Annotated in this window: 13 protein-coding genes, 1 tRNA gene, 2 pseudogenes and 1 other annotated feature; of the genes and pseudogenes, 3 read left to right on the forward strand and 13 right to left on the reverse strand. The window is 42.5% G+C overall.

Features of this window, described 5'->3' with window-relative positions; all coding sequences use genetic code 11:
- Positions 1–312: 312 nt before the first annotated feature.
- The 13 genes and pseudogenes from B2008_RS00700 to B2008_RS00760 form a co-directional block, all read right to left on the reverse strand.
- A complete protein-coding gene (locus B2008_RS00700; protein WP_281828197.1) occupies positions 313–474 on the reverse strand; it encodes a hypothetical protein in 162 nt (53 codons plus the stop codon).
- Positions 471–3,074, reverse strand: a complete 2,604-nt coding sequence (locus B2008_RS00705; protein WP_349678049.1) for a Rib/alpha-like domain-containing protein — start codon at positions 3,072–3,074, stop codon at positions 471–473. The genes B2008_RS00700 and B2008_RS00705 overlap by 4 nt, the downstream gene beginning before the upstream one ends.
- Positions 3,017–4,294 carry a hypothetical protein gene (locus B2008_RS00710; RefSeq protein ID WP_281828196.1) on the reverse strand — a complete coding sequence of 426 codons (1,278 nt, stop codon included), beginning with the start codon at positions 4,292–4,294 and terminating at the stop codon, positions 3,017–3,019. The genes B2008_RS00705 and B2008_RS00710 overlap by 58 nt, the downstream gene beginning before the upstream one ends.
- Before the next feature lie 24 nt (positions 4,295–4,318).
- Positions 4,319–5,173, reverse strand: a complete 855-nt coding sequence (locus B2008_RS00715; RefSeq protein ID WP_281828195.1) for a pectate lyase-like adhesive domain-containing protein — start codon at positions 5,171–5,173, stop codon at positions 4,319–4,321.
- Positions 5,174–5,542: 369 nt separating this feature from the next.
- Positions 5,543–6,934, reverse strand: a complete 1,392-nt coding sequence (locus tag B2008_RS00720; protein WP_281828193.1) for a flavocytochrome c — start codon at positions 6,932–6,934, stop codon at positions 5,543–5,545.
- A gap of 8 nt (positions 6,935–6,942) precedes the next feature.
- The gene (locus B2008_RS00725) at positions 6,943–8,346 is read right to left on the reverse strand and encodes a class II fumarate hydratase (protein WP_281828191.1); all 1,404 of its coding nucleotides are present in this window, start codon (positions 8,344–8,346) and stop codon (positions 6,943–6,945) included.
- Between the two features lie 132 nt (positions 8,347–8,478).
- On the reverse strand, positions 8,479–9,180 hold the full coding sequence (locus B2008_RS00730) for a methionine ABC transporter permease (protein ID WP_281828190.1): 702 nt from the start codon (positions 9,178–9,180) through the stop codon (positions 8,479–8,481).
- On the reverse strand, positions 9,173–10,234 hold the full coding sequence (locus tag B2008_RS00735) for a methionine ABC transporter ATP-binding protein (protein WP_281828189.1): 1,062 nt from the start codon (positions 10,232–10,234) through the stop codon (positions 9,173–9,175). Before B2008_RS00735 ends, B2008_RS00730 begins: the two co-directional genes overlap by 8 nt.
- An 11-nt stretch (positions 10,235–10,245) precedes the next feature.
- Positions 10,246–11,100 carry a MetQ/NlpA family ABC transporter substrate-binding protein gene (locus tag B2008_RS00740; RefSeq protein ID WP_281828187.1) on the reverse strand — a complete coding sequence of 285 codons (855 nt, stop codon included), beginning with the start codon at positions 11,098–11,100 and terminating at the stop codon, positions 10,246–10,248.
- 44 nt (positions 11,101–11,144) lie between these two features.
- Positions 11,145–11,386: a binding site (T-box leader), on the reverse strand.
- A gap of 53 nt (positions 11,387–11,439) precedes the next feature.
- Positions 11,440–13,592: pseudogene (locus B2008_RS00745) on the reverse strand (HAD-IC family P-type ATPase).
- A 76-nt stretch (positions 13,593–13,668) separates the two neighbouring features.
- The gene (locus B2008_RS00750; RefSeq protein ID WP_006352319.1) at positions 13,669–14,172 is read right to left on the reverse strand and encodes a dihydrofolate reductase; all 504 of its coding nucleotides are present in this window, start codon (positions 14,170–14,172) and stop codon (positions 13,669–13,671) included.
- A gap of 9 nt (positions 14,173–14,181) precedes the next feature.
- On the reverse strand, positions 14,182–15,141 hold the full coding sequence (locus B2008_RS00755; protein ID WP_281828185.1) for a thymidylate synthase: 960 nt from the start codon (positions 15,139–15,141) through the stop codon (positions 14,182–14,184).
- Positions 15,142–15,211: 70 nt separating this feature from the next.
- A complete protein-coding gene (locus tag B2008_RS00760) occupies positions 15,212–16,603 on the reverse strand; it encodes an amino acid permease (RefSeq protein WP_281828184.1) in 1,392 nt (463 codons plus the stop codon).
- A 217-nt stretch (positions 16,604–16,820) separates the two neighbouring features.
- On the opposite strand from B2008_RS00760, the gene B2008_RS00765 reads away from it, so the two are divergent.
- The 3 genes and pseudogenes from B2008_RS00765 to B2008_RS00775 all read left to right on the forward strand — a co-directional run bounded on the left by B2008_RS00765 (position 16,821) and on the right by B2008_RS00775 (position 18,336).
- Positions 16,821–16,913 (forward strand) — tRNA-Ser (locus B2008_RS00765).
- A gap of 171 nt (positions 16,914–17,084) precedes the next feature.
- Positions 17,085–17,562, forward strand: a pseudogene (locus B2008_RS00770) (linear amide C-N hydrolase); the annotation flags it as partial.
- A 198-nt stretch (positions 17,563–17,760) separates the two neighbouring features.
- Positions 17,761–18,336, forward strand: a complete 576-nt coding sequence (locus B2008_RS00775; protein ID WP_281828182.1) for a phosphatase PAP2 family protein — start codon at positions 17,761–17,763, stop codon at positions 18,334–18,336.
- The last annotated feature ends 57 nt before the right edge of the window (positions 18,337–18,393 follow it).

Consider the following 18,393-nt stretch of genomic DNA (forward strand, 5'->3'; position numbering starts at 1 on the left):
CTTAGTGACAGTTGCTTCAGCTTTTGCAGACTTCTTAGAAGTCGTGTAGACAGCTGAAACAACTTTTGCACTCTTGCCAGCTTTGGCAGATGCTGCGTGAGGGGCTACAGTTTCGGTATTGTCATTATCATTTTGCTTGTTTTGATCATTTCGATCATCGTTTGAATTTGTTGGTAAAACTGGTTGTGCAGCTTCAGTTGGTTGTGCGGCATTGCTTGGTTGAACTGGAGTAGTTGGTTGAGCCGGAGTATCCTTTACGTAATGAATGTTAAAGGAAATTGATAAAGGAGTATCTGAATTGAATGAAGGAATTTAAGTTGCGTTTGGATGTGCCTTGATCCAGTTGTTTACTTCGTAGAATAACTTGTTAGCAGCTTCTTGTGGACCACCAATAATCTGTGCATCGGTAATAACTGCGTGGTAACCTGCGTATTCAGGTAAAGTCTTGCCGCGGTAGCCAGTTGGCTTTATCAAGGTAAGTGTTTCGTTAGTTTCAGCACCGTAGAAGTTACCGAGGGCATGCACCAGCCTGGGTTAGAACCGAATTCGGTTAATGCATTACCAGAAAGCGTAATTGATACACGAGCTTTGGAGTTGCCTGGAAAGTTATCACCGGTAGTAGTCCGTTGGTCACCTTCTGGATCACCATATTGTGATTGTGCAGTTGAGGTAGCGGTGCCAGAACCTTTAGAGCCATCACCCTTCTTATCGAAGTTAGTGGCGTCTGTGTTAGGAGTCCGGTCAACACCAGCAGCATAAGTATCAGAAGCGGTTAACCACTTAGTCGTGATGGCATCATCAGCAAATGAAGCCATTGCCTTACCAGAATGAACGTCAACTTCGGCTGAGTGAGTGGCAAAGTCAGAATCAGTATCCTTATCGTAAGTTACACCACCGACAGTAACAGAAGTTGCTACATACTGACCATTTTGCAGTTCATAAGTTACAGAACTTTCAGTATTATATTGGTGAGTCTTCTTGTTGTAGGACTGGTTAGCAAAGGTAATCTTTTGAACTGAAGGTGCAGTAACAGTTGCCTTTGGACTATCATCATTCGTCTTGTGAGTATCAAAAGTATTCAGAGTATACGTTGTCTGAGTGTTTTGACCGTAGACAATATCACCAATATCACTGTGGTTAGTACCAGTTACAACGACTGGAACGTAAACAGTTTCAGTTTCTTTAGAATTGTTGTTGTAAGTTACTTGAACTGGAATTGCATAGTCACCAACATTGACATCAGTACCTGGCTTCAAGGTTACTGTACCATCAGTAGCAACAGTTGCCCATAATGGCGTATCTGAAGCAGATGCAAATGAAGCACTGCTGTTGTGTTTAGCTGGGGCGCCTTGGTTACCGTCCTCAGTTGACCAAGTTGGGGTAGCAGTTGCAGTACCGCCTTGGGCAACAGTAGCTGGTTCATATTCTGGCTGATACTTGTTAATATCTGGAGCTTGATCAGCAAGTTCAACAGTAACGTTCAGAGGAACATAGTCGAATGAACCGTCAGTGTAGGTAACCTTGATCATCGTTGGTTGAGTACCAGCAACTGAAGTTACAGGCATTGGTGCCCAAGCATCGTAACTAACAACTTCAGCAGGCACACCTGAGATTTGAGCAGATGCTGAGTAATTGCTCATATCAGCATTGAATGGAACAGTCAGGTCAGTTGCACTTGGCTTGTAGTAGTCAGCCATTGTTCCAACAGTAACCAATACAGGAATGTCCTTGGTTGCCGTCTTGCCATTAGCATCTGTGTAAGTTGCAGTGACAACTGAAGTTTGAACACCTGGTTCGTTAGTCTTAGGAGCCGTCTTCCAAGCGTACTTAACACCATCTGGAGCAGTTTCACCTGAAGGCAAGTTAACAGTTGGTACAGCTGGAGTAGCACCATTTGGATCGTATGGGTAATATTGTGGATCAATGTATGGATCGTATGAACCCGTAGTATCAGTTGGTGTTACTGTAACAGGAACCTGAGTCTTTTCACCATTAGGGTAAGTAATAGTTACCACACCGGTCTTATTACCTGGCGTATTGGTGTCAGGGCTAGTAGTGCAAGTGTAAGTTGCACCTGAAGGAGTTGGTACACTTGGATTTTGTGGATCAGTCCAGCTAATTACAGTGGATGCAGGTGGAAGTGTTCCGCCTTGTGGAACAGTAGTTTCCTTACCAGAAGGTGCATTCGTAACGTTAACAGTAGTGGTTACTAAGTCGCTAGTACCATCTGGGTAAGTTACTTGAACAACACCAGGGTGAGCACCCTGAGTGTAAACATCCGGAGTAGTTGACCAAGTGTAAGTAATAGTCGATGGGTCAATTGGGTTACCATTTTCATCTACTGGTTGTGATGGCCATTGAACACCTTGGCTTGGATCAGGCACAACACCGATTGTAGTGTCGACGTCCTTACCTTGTGGGTCGTTTTTAGCTACATCACCAGTAGTTGATGGAACGTTACCAGAAGCATCCTTAACAATAACGTTTACAGGAACTTGATCTTGTGAACAGTCACCGTAAGTTACCGTAACGATTGATGGAACAATAGCAGCTCTTGAAACATCTGGAGTTGTTGCCCATGCGTAAGTTGCGTCAGATGGTAAGTTAGTAACACCTGGAACTACTGGATCACCGTTCTTGTTTGTAATAGCAGAAGATGCAGCAGGAACATTGTCAATCGTGGTTTCAACGTTTTGACCCTTAGGATCGTATTTATCAGCTTCAGTCTTAATGTCTGGAGCTGGAGTTACATCAGTAATGTTCAATGGAATGTTAACAAAGTCAACAGAATCGTCACTATAAGTTACCTTAGCCCATGCTGAAGTATCAGTAGTCCTCAAGTTGCCAGTTGGGTTGGATGGTTCAGCCATAGGAATAGTACTATCATCTTGTTGAATTAATTCCTTGATCCCGTCTTTTGCCATTAAGTCATTCAGAGTTTGTGAGGTGGTACCGTTAATAGTTTGAACTTCTGGTTGATACTTGTCAGCATCAGTAACAATTGAGCTGTCATCATTTAATGCAGTTCCCGTTGCAAGACGTTGTGGTGCCCACCAACTGAAGTGAATGTGTATGAATCAGTACCCCAGTTGTTCATGGTCTTTAAATCAGTGACTGACCAAACAAATGATGGAGTATCGTTCAAGTTAGCTTCATCCCATTGAGCTACAGGAGTAGTACCAGTAACATCAATACTGTTGGTAGCACTCTGCATAGTGATGAAGTTACTAGTAACGTTGTCTTTGCTTGAACCCTTTGCAGTAGAACCTACTCTTTGCAAGTTCAAGTATTCAGGATTAATAATCAAAATCTTATCAGTAGAACTAGTACCGTACATAGCAATCATGCCGGCGTTATCTGATGATTCTTGGTCAGCAGCATCTTGAAGATCAAGGGTTGCGCCTTGGTTAACAACTAATTCATAGTTACCAGTTACACCACCACCAAAGGCAATCAATGGAGCACTGAGTTTGCCAGTAGCAGTACGTTTAATAGTAATTGAACCATTATCAGTCAAAGTATTCTTATCAGAACTGTAAGTAGAGTTAATGTGGCCAACACCTAATGCAATAACACCATAGTGGCTACCGTTGAAGGCCAAGTTACCAATCATACCTTTTTTGTTGTCTTGCTTAGTAGTAATGTTGATAACACCAGTCTTACCAACAGTTAAGTTACCAGCGTTAATAGCAATTGAGTGGCCTGCACCCATGTTTTCAGTTAAAGTATCATCGACATTAACAGTACCATCAATTGAGCCAGCTAACTTATCAGCACCGGCGTAAATACCACGAACGTTATCTGCACCGTTGATAGTAACTGTTGCACCTTTTTCGATGTTTACGCTTGGTGTAATAACGTTGCCGTTGTCATCAGAAACATCATCTTGAACGGCACGAACTGCGTTACCACCGTAGTTTTGAGCATCACTAGTTTGAGTCATGTTAATAGTAGTGTCGGTACCATTCAAGAAGTTAATGTAACCTGCTTCTACAGCGTTACCACTGTCTTGTCTGCCTGATGGATATGAAGTTGCATCAGCGTCAGTGATGACGTTAGTACCTTCAAAGTTAATAGTATAATATTCGCCCAACTTTTGACTTAAACCAGCAGCAATAATGTTTTTGGCACCGGAAATTACTGGACGGCCTGAAACATCAGCAGTCACACCATTAAAGGTAACGACATCGTTCTTTTGGTTATCAGAATCTACGTCAGCAAAACTGATTAAACCAAATGTACCAGCTTCAGTTGTACTTGTTGAACCTGCGCCGTCCTTAGAAACACCCTTCATCTTTACATCTTCAAAGGTAATGTTTCAAGCTGATCCATTCTTTTGGTTAGCATCTTCAAACATTAACGAGTAGTGCCCGAAGTCAATGGTGTTGCCGTTACCATTAATCGTAACAGTACGAGCGATATTCTTATCACTTAAAGTAAGGCAACCGTTATAACCAAGTGATTGACCACCCAAGTTACCAGTCTTACCAGTAACAGTAATGTCACTAGTTACATTAATAGTACCAACGTTAACATATTCCAAAACACTAACAAATCCAGCCCAACCACTAACATCTGAAGTTTGAGTTGCAGTTGAAGTGGTTGTTGCAGCCTTCACAGCACTTGCTGCCAAAGTCTTAGCAGAAGTAGCTGCAGTAAGTGACTTAGTTGATACAGTCAAATCTTCAGTATCAGCAGCCTTAGGTGCATCACTTGAAGCAGCCTTTTCATCACTGGCAGCTGCAGTAGTTGAGGCAGCTGAATCAGTAGCGCCTTGCTTAGCAGCTAAAGCAGTCTTTTCAGCATCGCTTAAAGCATCAATTTGGTTTTGAATTTGAGCAGCCTTGGCTTGAACATCAGATTTCTTGCCACCAGTTGCTTTCAATTGATCAATTGAATCACTAATGTCGTTAACTTTGTTTTGTGATTGTTGATCACTTACTGCTTGTTCAGTTTTGCTACTGGACTCATCGCTAGCAGCTTTTTCACTTTCTTGATTGGTATTGTCAGAAGAAGCGTTTTGTTCAGCAGCTTGAGCCTTCTGTCCACCATTCATAAAGAAGGTGAAACCGATCAAAACTGATGCAGCACCTACTGTAAATTTACGAATAGAGAAACGTTCTTGCTTAGGTTCCATCTTCCGAACCCGTTCCTTAAAATTATTCTTTGACATACGTCTACAACCTCTCTCTTATTAAGATACTCTGTTTTCGCAATTGAAATTAATCTCTACAAAACTTCAATTGCTTGTTTGTTTACACTGATAAATATAACATCTGTTTTTTAATTTGTAACTTGCTTTTTGGCCCATTTATCAAATTCTAGGCCTTTGTTATTAATCCGAATCCATGCCTTATCTAGCAAGCTTTTAAAGATTTTGCAAAAAATTAATTCTAAAAAATTTAATATTTTTTTGGGTTATTTTATTATAGGCATCCCTTATATATACTTTCATATTGCAAATGCACGATAATCTGTAAATAAAGAAAAGAAGCACTACCATTTCTGATAACACTTCTTTTTGTTTTTATTCTGTTAGTTCTTACTTATCTTTAATTTTCTTCGCAATCTGCATCCCCGCTTGCCGACCAAAAATCACCGTTTCCGCAATCGAGTTGCCGCCGATCCGGTTATTGCCGTGCAGGCCGCCGGATACTTCGCCAGCTGCGTACAAGCCTGGGATCACATTGCCGTTACCGTCCAAGACTTCAGTCTCAGGCGTGATATGAATGCCGCCCATCGTATAGTGAATAGCTGGATGAACGTGGATAGCAAAGTATGGCGCTTTTTCAATGCCGCGTTCCATCCCGGTTGTTCTGCCGTATTCACTGTCTTCTTGGTCAGCTACTGCCTTATTCCATTGAGCGACAGTTTCTGCTAGGTTCTCAGCATTAACGCCAATCTTTTCAGCTAATTCCTTCAAGCTGGCTCCATGTTCAACCAGGCCTACTGAATCATAGAATTCAATTGCCTTGAAGTGATCGCGAATTCCTTGATCCAAAATCAAGTAGGCCCCGTCTTCATTAAGACCAGTAATGGCATTTGACACAATCTTACGGGTATTCAATTCATTGACAAAACGCTTGCCCGCCTTGTTAACCAAAATCGCACCTTCGCCGCGGACGCCTTCACCAATCAAGAAAGTATGATCAGTATCAGTCTGCGCGGTTGGGTGAACCTGGATGAAGTTCATCTGTATGAGTTGGGCACCAATAGCTTCAGCCAATTTCAAACCATCACCTGTTGCGCCAGGTTGGTTGGTGGTCTTGTAGCCTGCCAAATCTGGCCGATATTTCTTGATGATTTCTTTTGAAGCACCGAAGCCGCCGGAAGCAAGCAATACTGCCTTAGCGTGAATCGTCTTCTTGCCTTCAGCAGTTGCAGCTTCCACGCCCGTGATCTTGCCATCCTCTTTGAGCAATTTTTCTACCTTAGTTTGGTTAAAAACAGGAATCTGTTCTTGTTCGCATTGCTTAAGCAAGCCGGTTACCAGATAGCCACCAACCGGAGCCATCGAAGCTGGCCGGTGAGCCCGTTTTTTGCTCATCCCACCGGTAATGGTTAAATCTGACAAATCAATACCGTGTTCTTTCAACCAAGAAATAGCAATAGCAGCATGATCCACGAAGTAGCGCAGCATGTCGCGGTCATTGAGCAGACCGCCGCCTTTTAAGGTTTCCCGATAAAAGTCTTCCTTATTATCGATAATGCCATGCTGCAATTGAACCAAACTTTCTGCGGCATTCATCCCGCTAGAAGCCCGGTTGGTGTTGCCGCCCAAGCCCTTATTTTTTTCAAGGACGGCAACCTTAAGACCTAATTCGTGTGCCTGCAAAGCCGCGGTTAAGCCGGTACCGCCCGCACCTACGATAACAGCATCATATTCATCTGCTAATTCACTTGCTTGATTGGGAGTAAAAATATATTTGTCCATTTTCTCACCTATTCTTCCGGTTCATGCTTGTCAACATTCGTCATTTGCATGTAGTCCATCCATTCATCATATTGTTCTTCCGTAACCTTGCCGCTCTTAAGCGCAGCCTCACGCAAAGTCGTACCTTCTCTTTGAGCTGCTTGCGCAATTTTAGCGGCTGCATGGTAGCCAATATGTGGTGAAAGCGCGGTAACCGTCATGAGTGAATTATCAAGCAATTCGCCCATTCTGTCTTTGTTGACAGTCAAGCCATGAATCATTCTGTCGGCAAAGCCGGTAATAACACCCGTTAAAATATTGCATGAGTCAAGGAAGCTAGCGATCATCACCGTCTTAAAGACATTCAATTCAAAGTTGCCTTGAGAAGATGCGAAAGTAATGGTGGTATCGTTGCCGAATACTTTGGCACAAGCCATCGTCACTGCTTCAGCCTGAGTTGGATTTACCTTGCCCGGCATAATCGATGAGCCTGGTTCATTAGCCGGAATATTGAGCTCGCCATAGCCAGCCCGCGGACCAGAAGCGAGCATTCTAATATCTTGGGCAATCTTGAACATGTCAGAAGCTAATGTCTTAAGGGCACCATGAACCACGTTCAAGCCGGAGTGGTGAGCCAGACCCCAGAATTTGTTCGTCTCCACGATAAATTTATGACCATAAACTTCAGATAATTTGCCCGCAATCTTTTCAGTCATCCCTGGTGCAGCATTAAGGCCAGTACCAACAGCGGTACCACCAATTGCCAATTCATATAAGGTAGGCTTCAAACTTTGGATGTAGGACAAATCATGCTTTAAAGCTGAAATGTAGCCGGAAAGCTCTTGGCCAAAAGTTAAAGGCGTAGCATCTTGCAAGTGAGTCCGGCCAACTTTAACCGTCTTCCAGTACTTCTTTTCCTTAACGACCAATTCATCAATTAAGTGCTGAATCGCAGGCTCCAATTGATCAAGGGCCTCGATGGCTACGATATTCATGACTGTTGGATAAGTATCGTTGGAAGATTGGCCACGGTTAACGTCATCATTTGGCAAAATGCCTAAGCCTGGATGCAATTTATTAGCTAAATTGGCAACGACTTCGTTAACGTTCATGTTGCTTTGCGTTCCTGATCCGGTTTGGAGCACGTGCAATGGGAAGTCCTTGCGCAAATCTTCATCGCTTAATGCTAAAAGATAATCAATTGCGTCCTCGATAGCAGCACCCTTTTCTTGAGTTTCATCCCCAACTTCAACGTTGGATTCAGCAGCTGCCTTCTTCAAGTGCAAGAATGCACGGATAATTGCCAATGGCATTAACTCGCCACTAGGGAAATTGTTGCGGCTGCGTTCTGTTTGTGGGCCCCACAAAGCATCTTTAGGAATCTTTACTGGGCCAATTGTGTCACTTTCAATACGATAATTTTCTTCAGTCATATTGAGTCTCCTTACTATGCAATAAATAAGAATTTATCTTCATTATTATAATACCTGTAAAGGGCTTTAATTTCCATTCTTTTTGCAATAAAAAAGCAGCAGTTTTTACTCAACTGCTGCTAAATTAACTTATTAGCGATTTTGATGATTTAATTTCTTAGCGAAGAAGTCGCCGACCACTTGAACGATAAAGATCAAGATGATAACCAAAATAGTGGCTACCCAAGTTACGTCATTGTTGAAACGGTTATAACCGTATGAAATAGCGGTATTACCCAAACCGCCGGCACCGATGGCACCAGCCATTGCAGTCAAGCCGATTAGCGAAATGACAGTTACGGTAGAAACGCGGATCAATTCAGAACGAGATTCACGCAAGTAGACATCGAAGATGATATCACGGGTGGTTGCGCCCAAACTTTGCGCAGCCTCAATCTTGCCTGAGTCGACACTTTCCAAAGCAACTTGCACTTGACGGGCGTAGAATGGAAAAACACCTAAAGTCAATGGTACCAAAGCTGCCTTCATTCCGATTTGCGTACCAACGATTTTTTGCGTCACTGGAGCGATAAAGGCCAATAAAATAATGAACGGAATGGCTCTGAAGATGGAAACGATCTTGTCACAGACGTTGTACCAGAACTTGTTGGGATGGATGCCGTCTTCTTTGGTTAAAACGAGCAGAACGCCAAAGATGATTCCGAGGATTCCGCCAAAAATGGCTGACCAGAAGGTCATAAACAAAGTTTGAAAAATACTGGTACCCCAGCCGGTGTCTCCGCCCCATCCAAGTTGGTAGACATTTGGTAAAACTTTTGCTATCCAATTAATCATATAAATTCCCCTTTTCATCCAATCTTGTCAAAGTTACGTCTTGCTTCTCCAGGAATTCTCTAGCTTGCTTCTGCTTTTCTGGATCGCCTTTTACTGAAACAACCAAGGTTCCGATTGGCTCATCATTCAATAATTCCACGTTGCCGTAAAGCATTGAAGCTTCTGCGCCGGTTTCGCGATAAAGTTCAACGATAATCGATTTGGTAACGTTGGCAACGCTGTAGACCAGTTGGTAAACTGCTTCATCAGGCCCAAGCTTGCCTAAGTTAAGTGAAGACAAAGTTGAAATGGCTTCAAGTGAACCACCAACAAAGCGTTTGGTAAGCTCCTTCTTTGGGTGCAAGAAGACTTGCTTCAAATTGCCATTTTCAATTACTTGACCATTCTCCATGACAGCAACCTTGGTAGCGATTTTCTTAACGGCATCCATTTCGTGCGTGATCAAAATAACCGTCAAGCCTAATTTCTTGTTCAACTTCTTCAACAAGTCCAAAATTTGCTGCGTATTTTGCGGGTCCAAAGCACTCGTTGCTTCATCAGAAATCAAAATGTCAGGTTCATTGGCCAAAGCACGGGCGATGGCGACACGCTGCTGCTGACCACCGGAAAGCTCAACCGGATAGAAGTTGGCCTTGTTCTTTAAGTCAACCAAATCAAGCAATTCAAGGGATTTTTTCTCTAATTCTTCATCGGACAGCTTAGAGTGTTTCAAAGCAAAAGCGACATTTTCAAGGACAGTTGTTTCATTTAATAGGTTGAAATTCTGGAAGATCATGCCGATCTTTCTGCGAGCCAGTTGCAAATCCTTGTTGGAAATAACCTGCTTGCCATCCTTAATGAAGTCCTTGCCATCGACCTTGATGTTCCCAGCCGTTGGTTTTTGCAATAAATTGATCGTTCTCACTAAGGTTGATTTACCAGCACCGGAGAAACCGACGATGCCGTAAATATCACCCTTTTCGACATTCAGACTGACGTCATGAACTGCCTGAACGGTTTTACCCTTTTTTTGCGGAAAATCTACATTAATATGTTCTAATTCAATAATGCTCATTCGTCTGTCTCCTACTTCAACTTAACTTCCCAAGCTGCAATTTCAGTGTTGCCGTAGTACTTCTTGACTAACTTCTTAGTTTCTGCGGTTTGGTAAGCCTTAACAACTTCTTGGTAAATCTTCTTGTTCTGTTGACCCTTCTTGCAGCAGATGATGTTGATCCATTGCTTAGAATCCTTGTTGATTGGTTCGATATAGATTGCTTGCTTATCAGTCAAACCAGCCGCGCTAGCATAGTCGTTGTTGACAACGGCTGCGTCTACTGAAGAAAGAACACGGCCGGTTTGTTCGGCAGCTACTTCCTTAATCTTGTAGTTGTTAGGATTGTCAGTGATATCGGCTACAGTTACCAAAGTCTTGCCAGAACGCAATTTAATCAAACCGGCATTCTTTAATACGAAGAGCGCTCTTGATTCATTAGTTGCGTCATTTGGAATAGCAATTGTGGCACCATCAGGCAAATCACTCAGCTTCTTGTACTTCTTTGAGTAAAGACGAATTGGAGCAATATAGGTTCTACCGATTGCTACAACGCCGCCGCCATTTGACTTATTCCAAGACTTCAAAAATGCGTAGTGCTGAAAGGCATTCAAGTCAATATCGCCTGACTTCAAAGCTTTGTTTGGCTGGTTGTAGTCAGTAAAGTTCTTGATTTTAATCGTAATGCCATATTTTTCTTTGGCGGTCTTAGCAATGCTCTTCCAAATTGCTTCATCACCTTTGCTTTCGCCGACAACCCCGACGGTAACAACTTTGGAATTATTGCTTCCGAAGTTGAGGCCTGGTCCAAAACTAAACCAGCCGGCTACTAAAATTACCAGGACAATAATTGACCAAACAATCGTATTTCTGCGTCTTCTTCTCATTTTTATTCTCCCCTTTTGGCAAAGAAAAAAGCACTCATCCCATTGAAAAGGACGAGTGCTTCGTTTTACCACCTTTAATTCGTCTACCTGCTCACGCGGATAAACCTCACTAGCTGTCAAGAAACAGCTTGCAATGTTAACGGATGCAAACCCGTTATCAGCTAAATATCACTGATAATCATCATTCCAAGCCCATGTTCACTATGCCTTATTGACTGACTCTCACCAACTGTCAGTTCTCTTTAACAATAAAAACGATAGCTACTCTGCTTTTCAAGATGTTTTTTTAATTCGTTGTTAATAATCTATCATCTGATTTTAAGATTGTCAAATAATTTTTTAATTATTTTTTCTGCCACGCTGATAAGCTTCGTGCAGGTCAGCAAAAGTCATGTTTTTGCCTTTTTGATCAAACACGACCAGCACTTCGGCAATCCCATCTGAAATATGCGACAGCCATCTAAAGACCGTGACCGTAGCAAAGAACAAAACGAGCAAAACAAAGATTGATCTTGTCCGCAGCATGGTTAATGAGAACAAGCCATGCAAGAAAATGATGCATAAAATCACGCCGATGATTGAGACTGCCATGACGGCTGCTCGGAATTTATTCAGTGGTGCGGAAATGTGATACATAACCATGATGCCGACCAGCCAATCGGTTAGACCACCTGAAAAGGCTTTTGCCAGCACATTGGGAATGAATTTGCCGCGGATGCGCTGCTCATTTTCTTCAAGTGCAAGCAGGAATGAAGGCAGACCGATCGTAAAAGCGGAAATCATCGTAATTGTGAAAGCTGAAGCGGATAGTTGATGGTCATGACCAAAGCAAAAATTGCCATCAGGAATGAGAAAATATTTTTAACCAAAAACAGACTGGCTGAACGCTGGACATTGTCGACCACGCGGCGTCCTTCATTGACCACTTCTGGCATTCTGGCAAAATTTGAATCCAGCAGAACCACTTGCGAAGCTTGAACCGCAGCGGAATTGCCTGAAGCCATGGCAATGGAACAATCAGCTTTTTTCATTGCCAAAATATCGTTGACCCCATCACCCGTCACGGCAACAGTATTGCCCTGCTTTTGCAGTGCCTCAACGAATTTTCGCTTTTGCGCAGGTTTAACGTGGCCAAAGACATTGTAGTTTTTAACTGCTTCCTCATAGCCGCCTTCTTGAATCGTCTGCGCGTCAAGATATTTATCTGCCCCGCTAATTTCGGCTTGATTAGCGACGCGGGCTACTGTGACTGGGTTGTCACCGGAAATAACCTTGATATCCACGCCCTGCTTGGCAAAATACTGGAAGGTGGATTTGGCTTCTTTTCTAATCGGATTGGTCAGTAGAATATAGCCCAAAGGCGTCACCGCTTCAGTCAGGGCAGAATTGTCCTCGCTCAAGACTTTTGGATATTCCGCTACGATAAAACCCGGTAGCCTTCATTGGCAAAGTTTTCAAATTAATCTTTGTATTCGGCGAACTGATCGCGCAGTACCATTTCCGGCGCGCCAATAATTAAAGTTTTACTATCAAAAACTACAGCCGAAAACTTGTTAACTGAGGTGAAGGAAACAATTTGCGTCGCCTCGCGCACGCCATTTTTGAAAAAGTCATGGATAGCCTTCATCGTGGAATTATCTGCGGGCATGTTTTTGGCAAAATCAGCAATCTCTTGGTGGAGCTGGTCTTAACTCAATGCAGGACTGGCCTTTGAAACGATGGCTTTTTCAACGCCCATCTTCGGCTCGGTAATGGTCCCGGTTTTATCGACGCAAAGGACATTGACATGCGCCAAAGCTTCGATGCTCTTCATATCGTGCAGCATGACCTGCTGGCGGGCAAGCGCGGTTGCGGAAAGTGCCAATCTGATCGTAGTTAATAGATAGAGGTCTTCCGGAATCATCCCGATCAAAGCAGCTTCCATCGAAACGATGCTGCGCTGCAAACTGGCATGATTGAAGAAAAAGGCTTGGCAAAACAAGGCGAGGCCCAAAGGAATGATAATGATGCCGATCCATTTAATCATTTTATTGATTGAGCGCACCATTTCCGACTTCTCGCCGCACCCATTTTTTGGCTTCAAGAGTCAGTTTGGAAATGTAGGAATCCTTGCCCACTTTTTCCAAACGAGCATAAGCCTTGTCGGAGACGACGAAGGAACCTGACATTAATCCGCTATCCTTGGTCTTTTTGATTTCGTCTGATTCACCGGTCAACAGCGATTCGTTAACGCGAATTTCCTGCACGATCCCAATTACCGTGTTCAAAATAATGACCGGCAAGAAAGTCAAATCATTCCAAGCCCCGACAAGTACTAGCAATAAAGCCAAAACGAGGAAGATTAAGTTGAAATACGTAACAACATTTTCTTTGATAATCTGTGCGTTGGACTTGAACTGATCGTCCACCGCCTTGTTGACTTTGCCGGCCTGGACGCGCTGCTTGACCTCTTCGTGCGTCAGACCATTTAAACTAGTTTGCTTTTCGTCCATAAATTTTCCCTCACCTAAAAATTTATGCATATATTATAACTTATACTAAAAGAATCCTGCAAAAATGCAGGATTCTTTACTTTCTTTTATAAGTCAGAAAATCATAGGCAAACTTGTTGCGTTCATCTGGCTCATGCTGCTCTTTTTTAATAATTTTAAAGTCTGAATAATCGATCTCGGGCATGTAGGTATCAACCTCAAACCTGTGATGAATGACAGTTTTTTCAAGCACATCGACCTGTTTCTCCAGCAGTTTAAAAATTGAGACGCCACCGATGGCTTTAATATCATCTGCCTGATGAGCAGCCAGATATTTTAATAGGTCTTGCTCATTCAAGAAGACTGAAACTTGCGGATTGTCCACGTACTTTTTTTGAAAATCAATATTATGCGTTAACACCAAATGCTGCCTTTTAGGCAATAGGTGCGGCAAGCTGGCAAAAGTCTTTCTTCCCATTAAAACGGGATGACCCAGCGTTTTTTCTTTAAAATGCTTCATGTCAGCCGGCAGATGCCAAGGCAAATGTCCTTGATAGCCGATGCCATGCTGCTCATCTTCAGCCCATACAAACGTAATCATCATTTACCTCTATACTGCGACTGGCGCCTTAATGGTGCCGTGGTGCTTGTAGTCTAAGACCTTGATATCAGACATCTCGAAATCTTCGATCTTCTTTTTGTCAGGATTGAGCCACAATTGCGGCGAATCATAGGGCTTTCTGCTTAGCAATTCTTCGACTTGCTTGAAGTGGTTGCGGTAAATATGCGCATCCCCCAAAGTATGAATGAATTCGCCGACCTCTAAGCCAGTTTTGCGGGCAATCATATTCAAAAGCAGCGAATAGCTGGCAATGTTGAACGGAACGCCTAAAAACATGTCGCCGCTTCGTTGATAAAGCTGAACGCTCAACTTGCCGTCAGCAACATAAAATTGAAACATTACATGGCAAGGTGGAAGCGCACTGTTTGGCACGTCTTCTGGATTCCATGCCGTTACAATCATGCGGCGTGAATCCGGCGTATGCTTAATTTGTTCAATGACATTATGAATTTGATCGATAAAGCCATTGCCATCGCGCTTCTCCCAGTGACGCCATTGTGCACCGTAAACGTCGCCCAAGTTGCCGTATTTTTTGGCAAAATCTTCGTCATCGAGGATGCGCTGATCGAATTTTTTCATCTCTTCTTGATAAATCTTGTTGAAGTCAGGATCGCTCTGGCAGCGCAAACCAAAATCAGTCATATCAGGACCTTGATATTCATCTGAGTTAACCCAGTTCTTAAAGGCCCATTCATCCCAAATATGGTTTTTATGCTGCAGCAAGAAGCGAATGTTGGTATCTCCTCTTAAGAACCACAAAAGCTCGCTTTTAATCAGGCCAAAAGGAACTCTCTTGGTTGTTAATAAAGGAAAGCCCTTTGAGAGATCAAAACGCATTTGTGCACCAAAAAGACTCTTGGTGCCGGTACCAGTCCGGTCACTCTTATCATGGCCTTCTGTCATGATTTTTTGCAGCAGATCCAAATATGGTTGTTCCAAAATTGCCATTTTTTATTCCCCTTTTTAAAAAACAATCATGTTTAGACTACCATATATATGATTTTTTACAAAGACAAACTCAATATTTTGTGGTTTTTCTCTTATGGCGAACTAAATAGGCAATCGTAGCCGCAATCAAAACCAAGGCGCCAACGATAACCGAAATTCTAGTGTCAGGATTGATGAACATGAAAATGACGATTACCAAAAGCATGACAAAGGCAAAATAATTAGAGAATGGATAAAGTGGCAGCTTAAAGGGATGCTTTTTAAGAATATCCGGATTGTTTTTCCGAAAACGCAATTCCGCCAGCAAAATCACGAACCATGAAATCATTCCCGGCAGAACTGAGGAACTGAAGACAACCACGAACAGATCGGACGCGGAGTGATTAAAGTTAGAAGCAATCATGTTGAGGATAAAACCGACGAAAATTCCAGTTGAGATAGCCATGATTGCATGGTCAGGCACGATTCTCTTGGAAATATGCTTGAACATCTTTGGCGCATCCCCATCATGCGAAAGCTTGAACAGCATCCGACTCGATGAATAGATGCCGGAATTGGCTCCTGACAGCGCCGCGGTTAAAACGACGAAATTGATGATGCTGGCTGCTGCTGTAATGCCCACCTTAGCAAAGGTCGTAACAAACGGTGAACCCAGCGAATCCAACTTATTCCATGGATAGATAGTGACAATTACGAAAATCGCACCAACGTAGAAAATCAAAATTCTTAGAAGTACTGATTTAACGCTTTTAGCAATTGCTTCTTGCGGGTTGGCTACTTCCCCTGCAGAAATTCCGAGCAATTCGATTCCTTCATATGAACCGACAATGATCGACATGGAGAAGAAGAAGCCTTTCACCCCGCCGGTAAAGAAGCCGCCGTGAGCCCACAAGTTGGAAAAGCCAGTTGGATGACCGCTGTTGCCCACACCGAAGAAGATAACGATAAAGCCGAGGATGATCATCAAGATAATGGTGATGACTTTGATCATGGCAAACCAAAATTCAAGTGAGGCATAGGCTTTGGCGGATGCCAGGTTGGCTAAAAGCAAAAAAGCAATGATGATAATGCCTGACCACAGAGCGCTGATGTGTGGCCACCAGTATTTCAAATATTCAGTCGCGGCAACGACTTCGGACATGCCAACCACGATATATTCGAAGACATTCGCCCATTCCGCTAGATAGCCGGCCAAGGGATGCACGTATTCGGTTGCATAATCGGCAAAGGAGCCAGTACCGGGATTGACGTACAGCATTTCACCCAGAGCACGCATGACGATGTACAAAATGAGGCCGACAAACATGTAAGCCAGCAAAACCGAAGGCCCAGTCCATTTAATCGTTGAGCTTGACCCCATAAACAAACCAACCCCGATGGCACCGCCAAGAGAGATCATTTCCATTTGTCCCGCAGACATAGTTCTTTTCAGCTGGGGAGCATTATGTTTTTCATGAGTCATAATTTTCACCATTATTCTCTAATTCAATAGAAGTGAATATACCAAAAGGGGTTGGAACACACGCTCCAATCTCTCATTTTGTTTTAATTTTATGGCATTGTTTTATATATGGCAATCACAATTTTTTCTTCTATATTGATTGGTAAATATTTATAAGCAATTATTTTAGGATTTTATTTTACCTATTTTGAAAAGATTGCTATAATAATTTTGTTTTGGAGAGTTGGCAGAGTGGTAATGCACCGGACTCGAAATCCGGCGAACCAGGTTTATCCCTGGCGCGCAGGTTCAAATCCTGTACTCTCCTCCAATTAAGTGAAATGACCGTCCCACAAGGGATGGTCATTTTTGCGTTAGAAAGAAATTTCTTAAAATTCCATAAAGCTGGCTGCACGTCTTGATTCCCTATATCCAAAAGGGTAAACTTTCACTATTATTAGAAATTATAATGATTTAGTTTACATGAAAAGAGATATAGCATATGTGCACATCAATCGTTTTTAGTCCTAAGGATCACTACTTTGGTCGCAACCTCGACCTTGAAATTTCATTTTGTCAAGAAGTTGTAATTACCCTTTCAAATACCGCAAAATGCCTGATATGAAGCAACATTATGCCTTAATCGGAATCGCCTTAGTAGCTGATGAATATCCACTCTACTTCGACGCCGCCAATGAAAAAGGCTTGGGCATGGCCGGCCTGAACTATCCTGACAACTTCAAAGCCTTTGATGTTCAAGAAGGAAAAGACAACGTTACCCCATTTGAATTTATTCCATGGTTTTTGGTCAATGTGCCAGCGTTGATGAAGCTAAAAAGCTTTTGACCAAACTCAATTTGGTTAGCATCAATTTCAACGACAAGATGCAAATCTCTCCTTTGCACTGGTTGATCGCCGATAAGACGGGCAAATCCATCACTGTTGAATCAGATGCTGACGGCTTGCATGTTTATGACAACAAGCACATCACCAAGGTTGATCTGCACAAAGAAAACTTGGATAGCAATAAGTTAATCACTTACCCAATCAACGATAAAATTGTCTTCGATGAAGAAAATTAATTCCTAAGTTTTATTCAAATTCCGCGACTTATTTTAAATTCCTGTTAGAATAACAGTTGAATGAATTTTGTTTAAATTAGGGAACGAAAAGAAAGAATGGATAAAATTATTGTTTCATTGGTATCAGCACTTATCTTGCTGATATTGATTTTCAATATTAAAACCTCACGGCGCTTCAATCTTTTTGACCACTGGCTTCACCACAAATTAGTGAAACAGCGAGATGGTTTTAAATGGCAGATTATTGCGTTTTTGAACGATCCAAAATTAATGGTGGTCTGGGCTGTCCTATTGGCCAGCGCTTTAATTAACGAAAATCACTATACAACTGCTATTTGGGTTTTAGGTACCCTTGGCATTACTGATTTGCTCGGAATTTTGTTAAAGCATTCCATCAAGCGTCGGCGACCAATTATGGCATCCGATTTGGATGATGGCTACAGCTTTCCAAGCGGACACGTGCTTGGAGCAACAACCATGGTGTTGATTTTGCTGCAGCTGTTTGGCAAAGATTTTGGTTTAGGATTTGCCCTGATTCTATTGGGGATTTGGGTGATGGTCGTCATCTCTCGGTTGAGTTTAAAAGCGCACTACCCTTCCGATATTTTAGGAGCAACTAGCCTGGCGGTCTTTTGCTTTAGCATTGCTCAACAGATTTTTGCCATTATTTAAATATCTAGAAAAAACAAAAAAGGGATTAGCAAACAAATTCAATGTCATTAAGTTAAG

It is taken from the genome of Lactobacillus sp. UBA5813, from assembly GCF_002417895.1.
GTDB classification, from domain to species: Bacteria; Bacillota; Bacilli; order Lactobacillales; family Lactobacillaceae; genus Lactobacillus; species Lactobacillus amylolyticus.

Excerpts from the sequence above, each read along its gene's own strand:
- B2008_RS00710 (WP_281828196.1), bottom strand. The coding sequence starts at position 4,294 with ATGAAGGGTGTTTCTAAGGACGGCGCAGGTTCAACAAGTACAACTGAA.
- B2008_RS00715 (WP_281828195.1), bottom strand. The coding sequence starts at position 5,173 with ATGTCAAAGAATAATTTTAAGGAACGGGTTCGGAAGATGGAACCTAAG.
- B2008_RS00720 (WP_281828193.1), bottom strand. The coding sequence starts at position 6,934 with ATGGACAAATATATTTTTACTCCCAATCAAGCAAGTGAATTAGCAGAT.
- B2008_RS00725 (WP_281828191.1), bottom strand. The coding sequence starts at position 8,346 with ATGACTGAAGAAAATTATCGTATTGAAAGTGACACAATTGGCCCAGTA.
- B2008_RS00730 (WP_281828190.1), bottom strand. The coding sequence starts at position 9,180 with ATGATTAATTGGATAGCAAAAGTTTTACCAAATGTCTACCAACTTGGA.
- B2008_RS00735 (WP_281828189.1), bottom strand. The coding sequence starts at position 10,234 with ATGAGCATTATTGAATTAGAACATATTAATGTAGATTTTCCGCAAAAA.
- B2008_RS00740 (WP_281828187.1), bottom strand. The coding sequence starts at position 11,100 with ATGAGAAGAAGACGCAGAAATACGATTGTTTGGTCAATTATTGTCCTG.
- B2008_RS00750 (WP_006352319.1), bottom strand. The coding sequence starts at position 14,172 with ATGATTACGTTTGTATGGGCTGAAGATGAGCAGCATGGCATCGGCTAT.
- B2008_RS00755 (WP_281828185.1), bottom strand. The coding sequence starts at position 15,141 with ATGGCAATTTTGGAACAACCATATTTGGATCTGCTGCAAAAAATCATG.
- B2008_RS00760 (WP_281828184.1), bottom strand. The coding sequence starts at position 16,603 with ATGACTCATGAAAAACATAATGCTCCCCAGCTGAAAAGAACTATGTCT.
- B2008_RS00775 (WP_281828182.1), top strand. The coding sequence starts at position 17,761 with ATGGATAAAATTATTGTTTCATTGGTATCAGCACTTATCTTGCTGATA.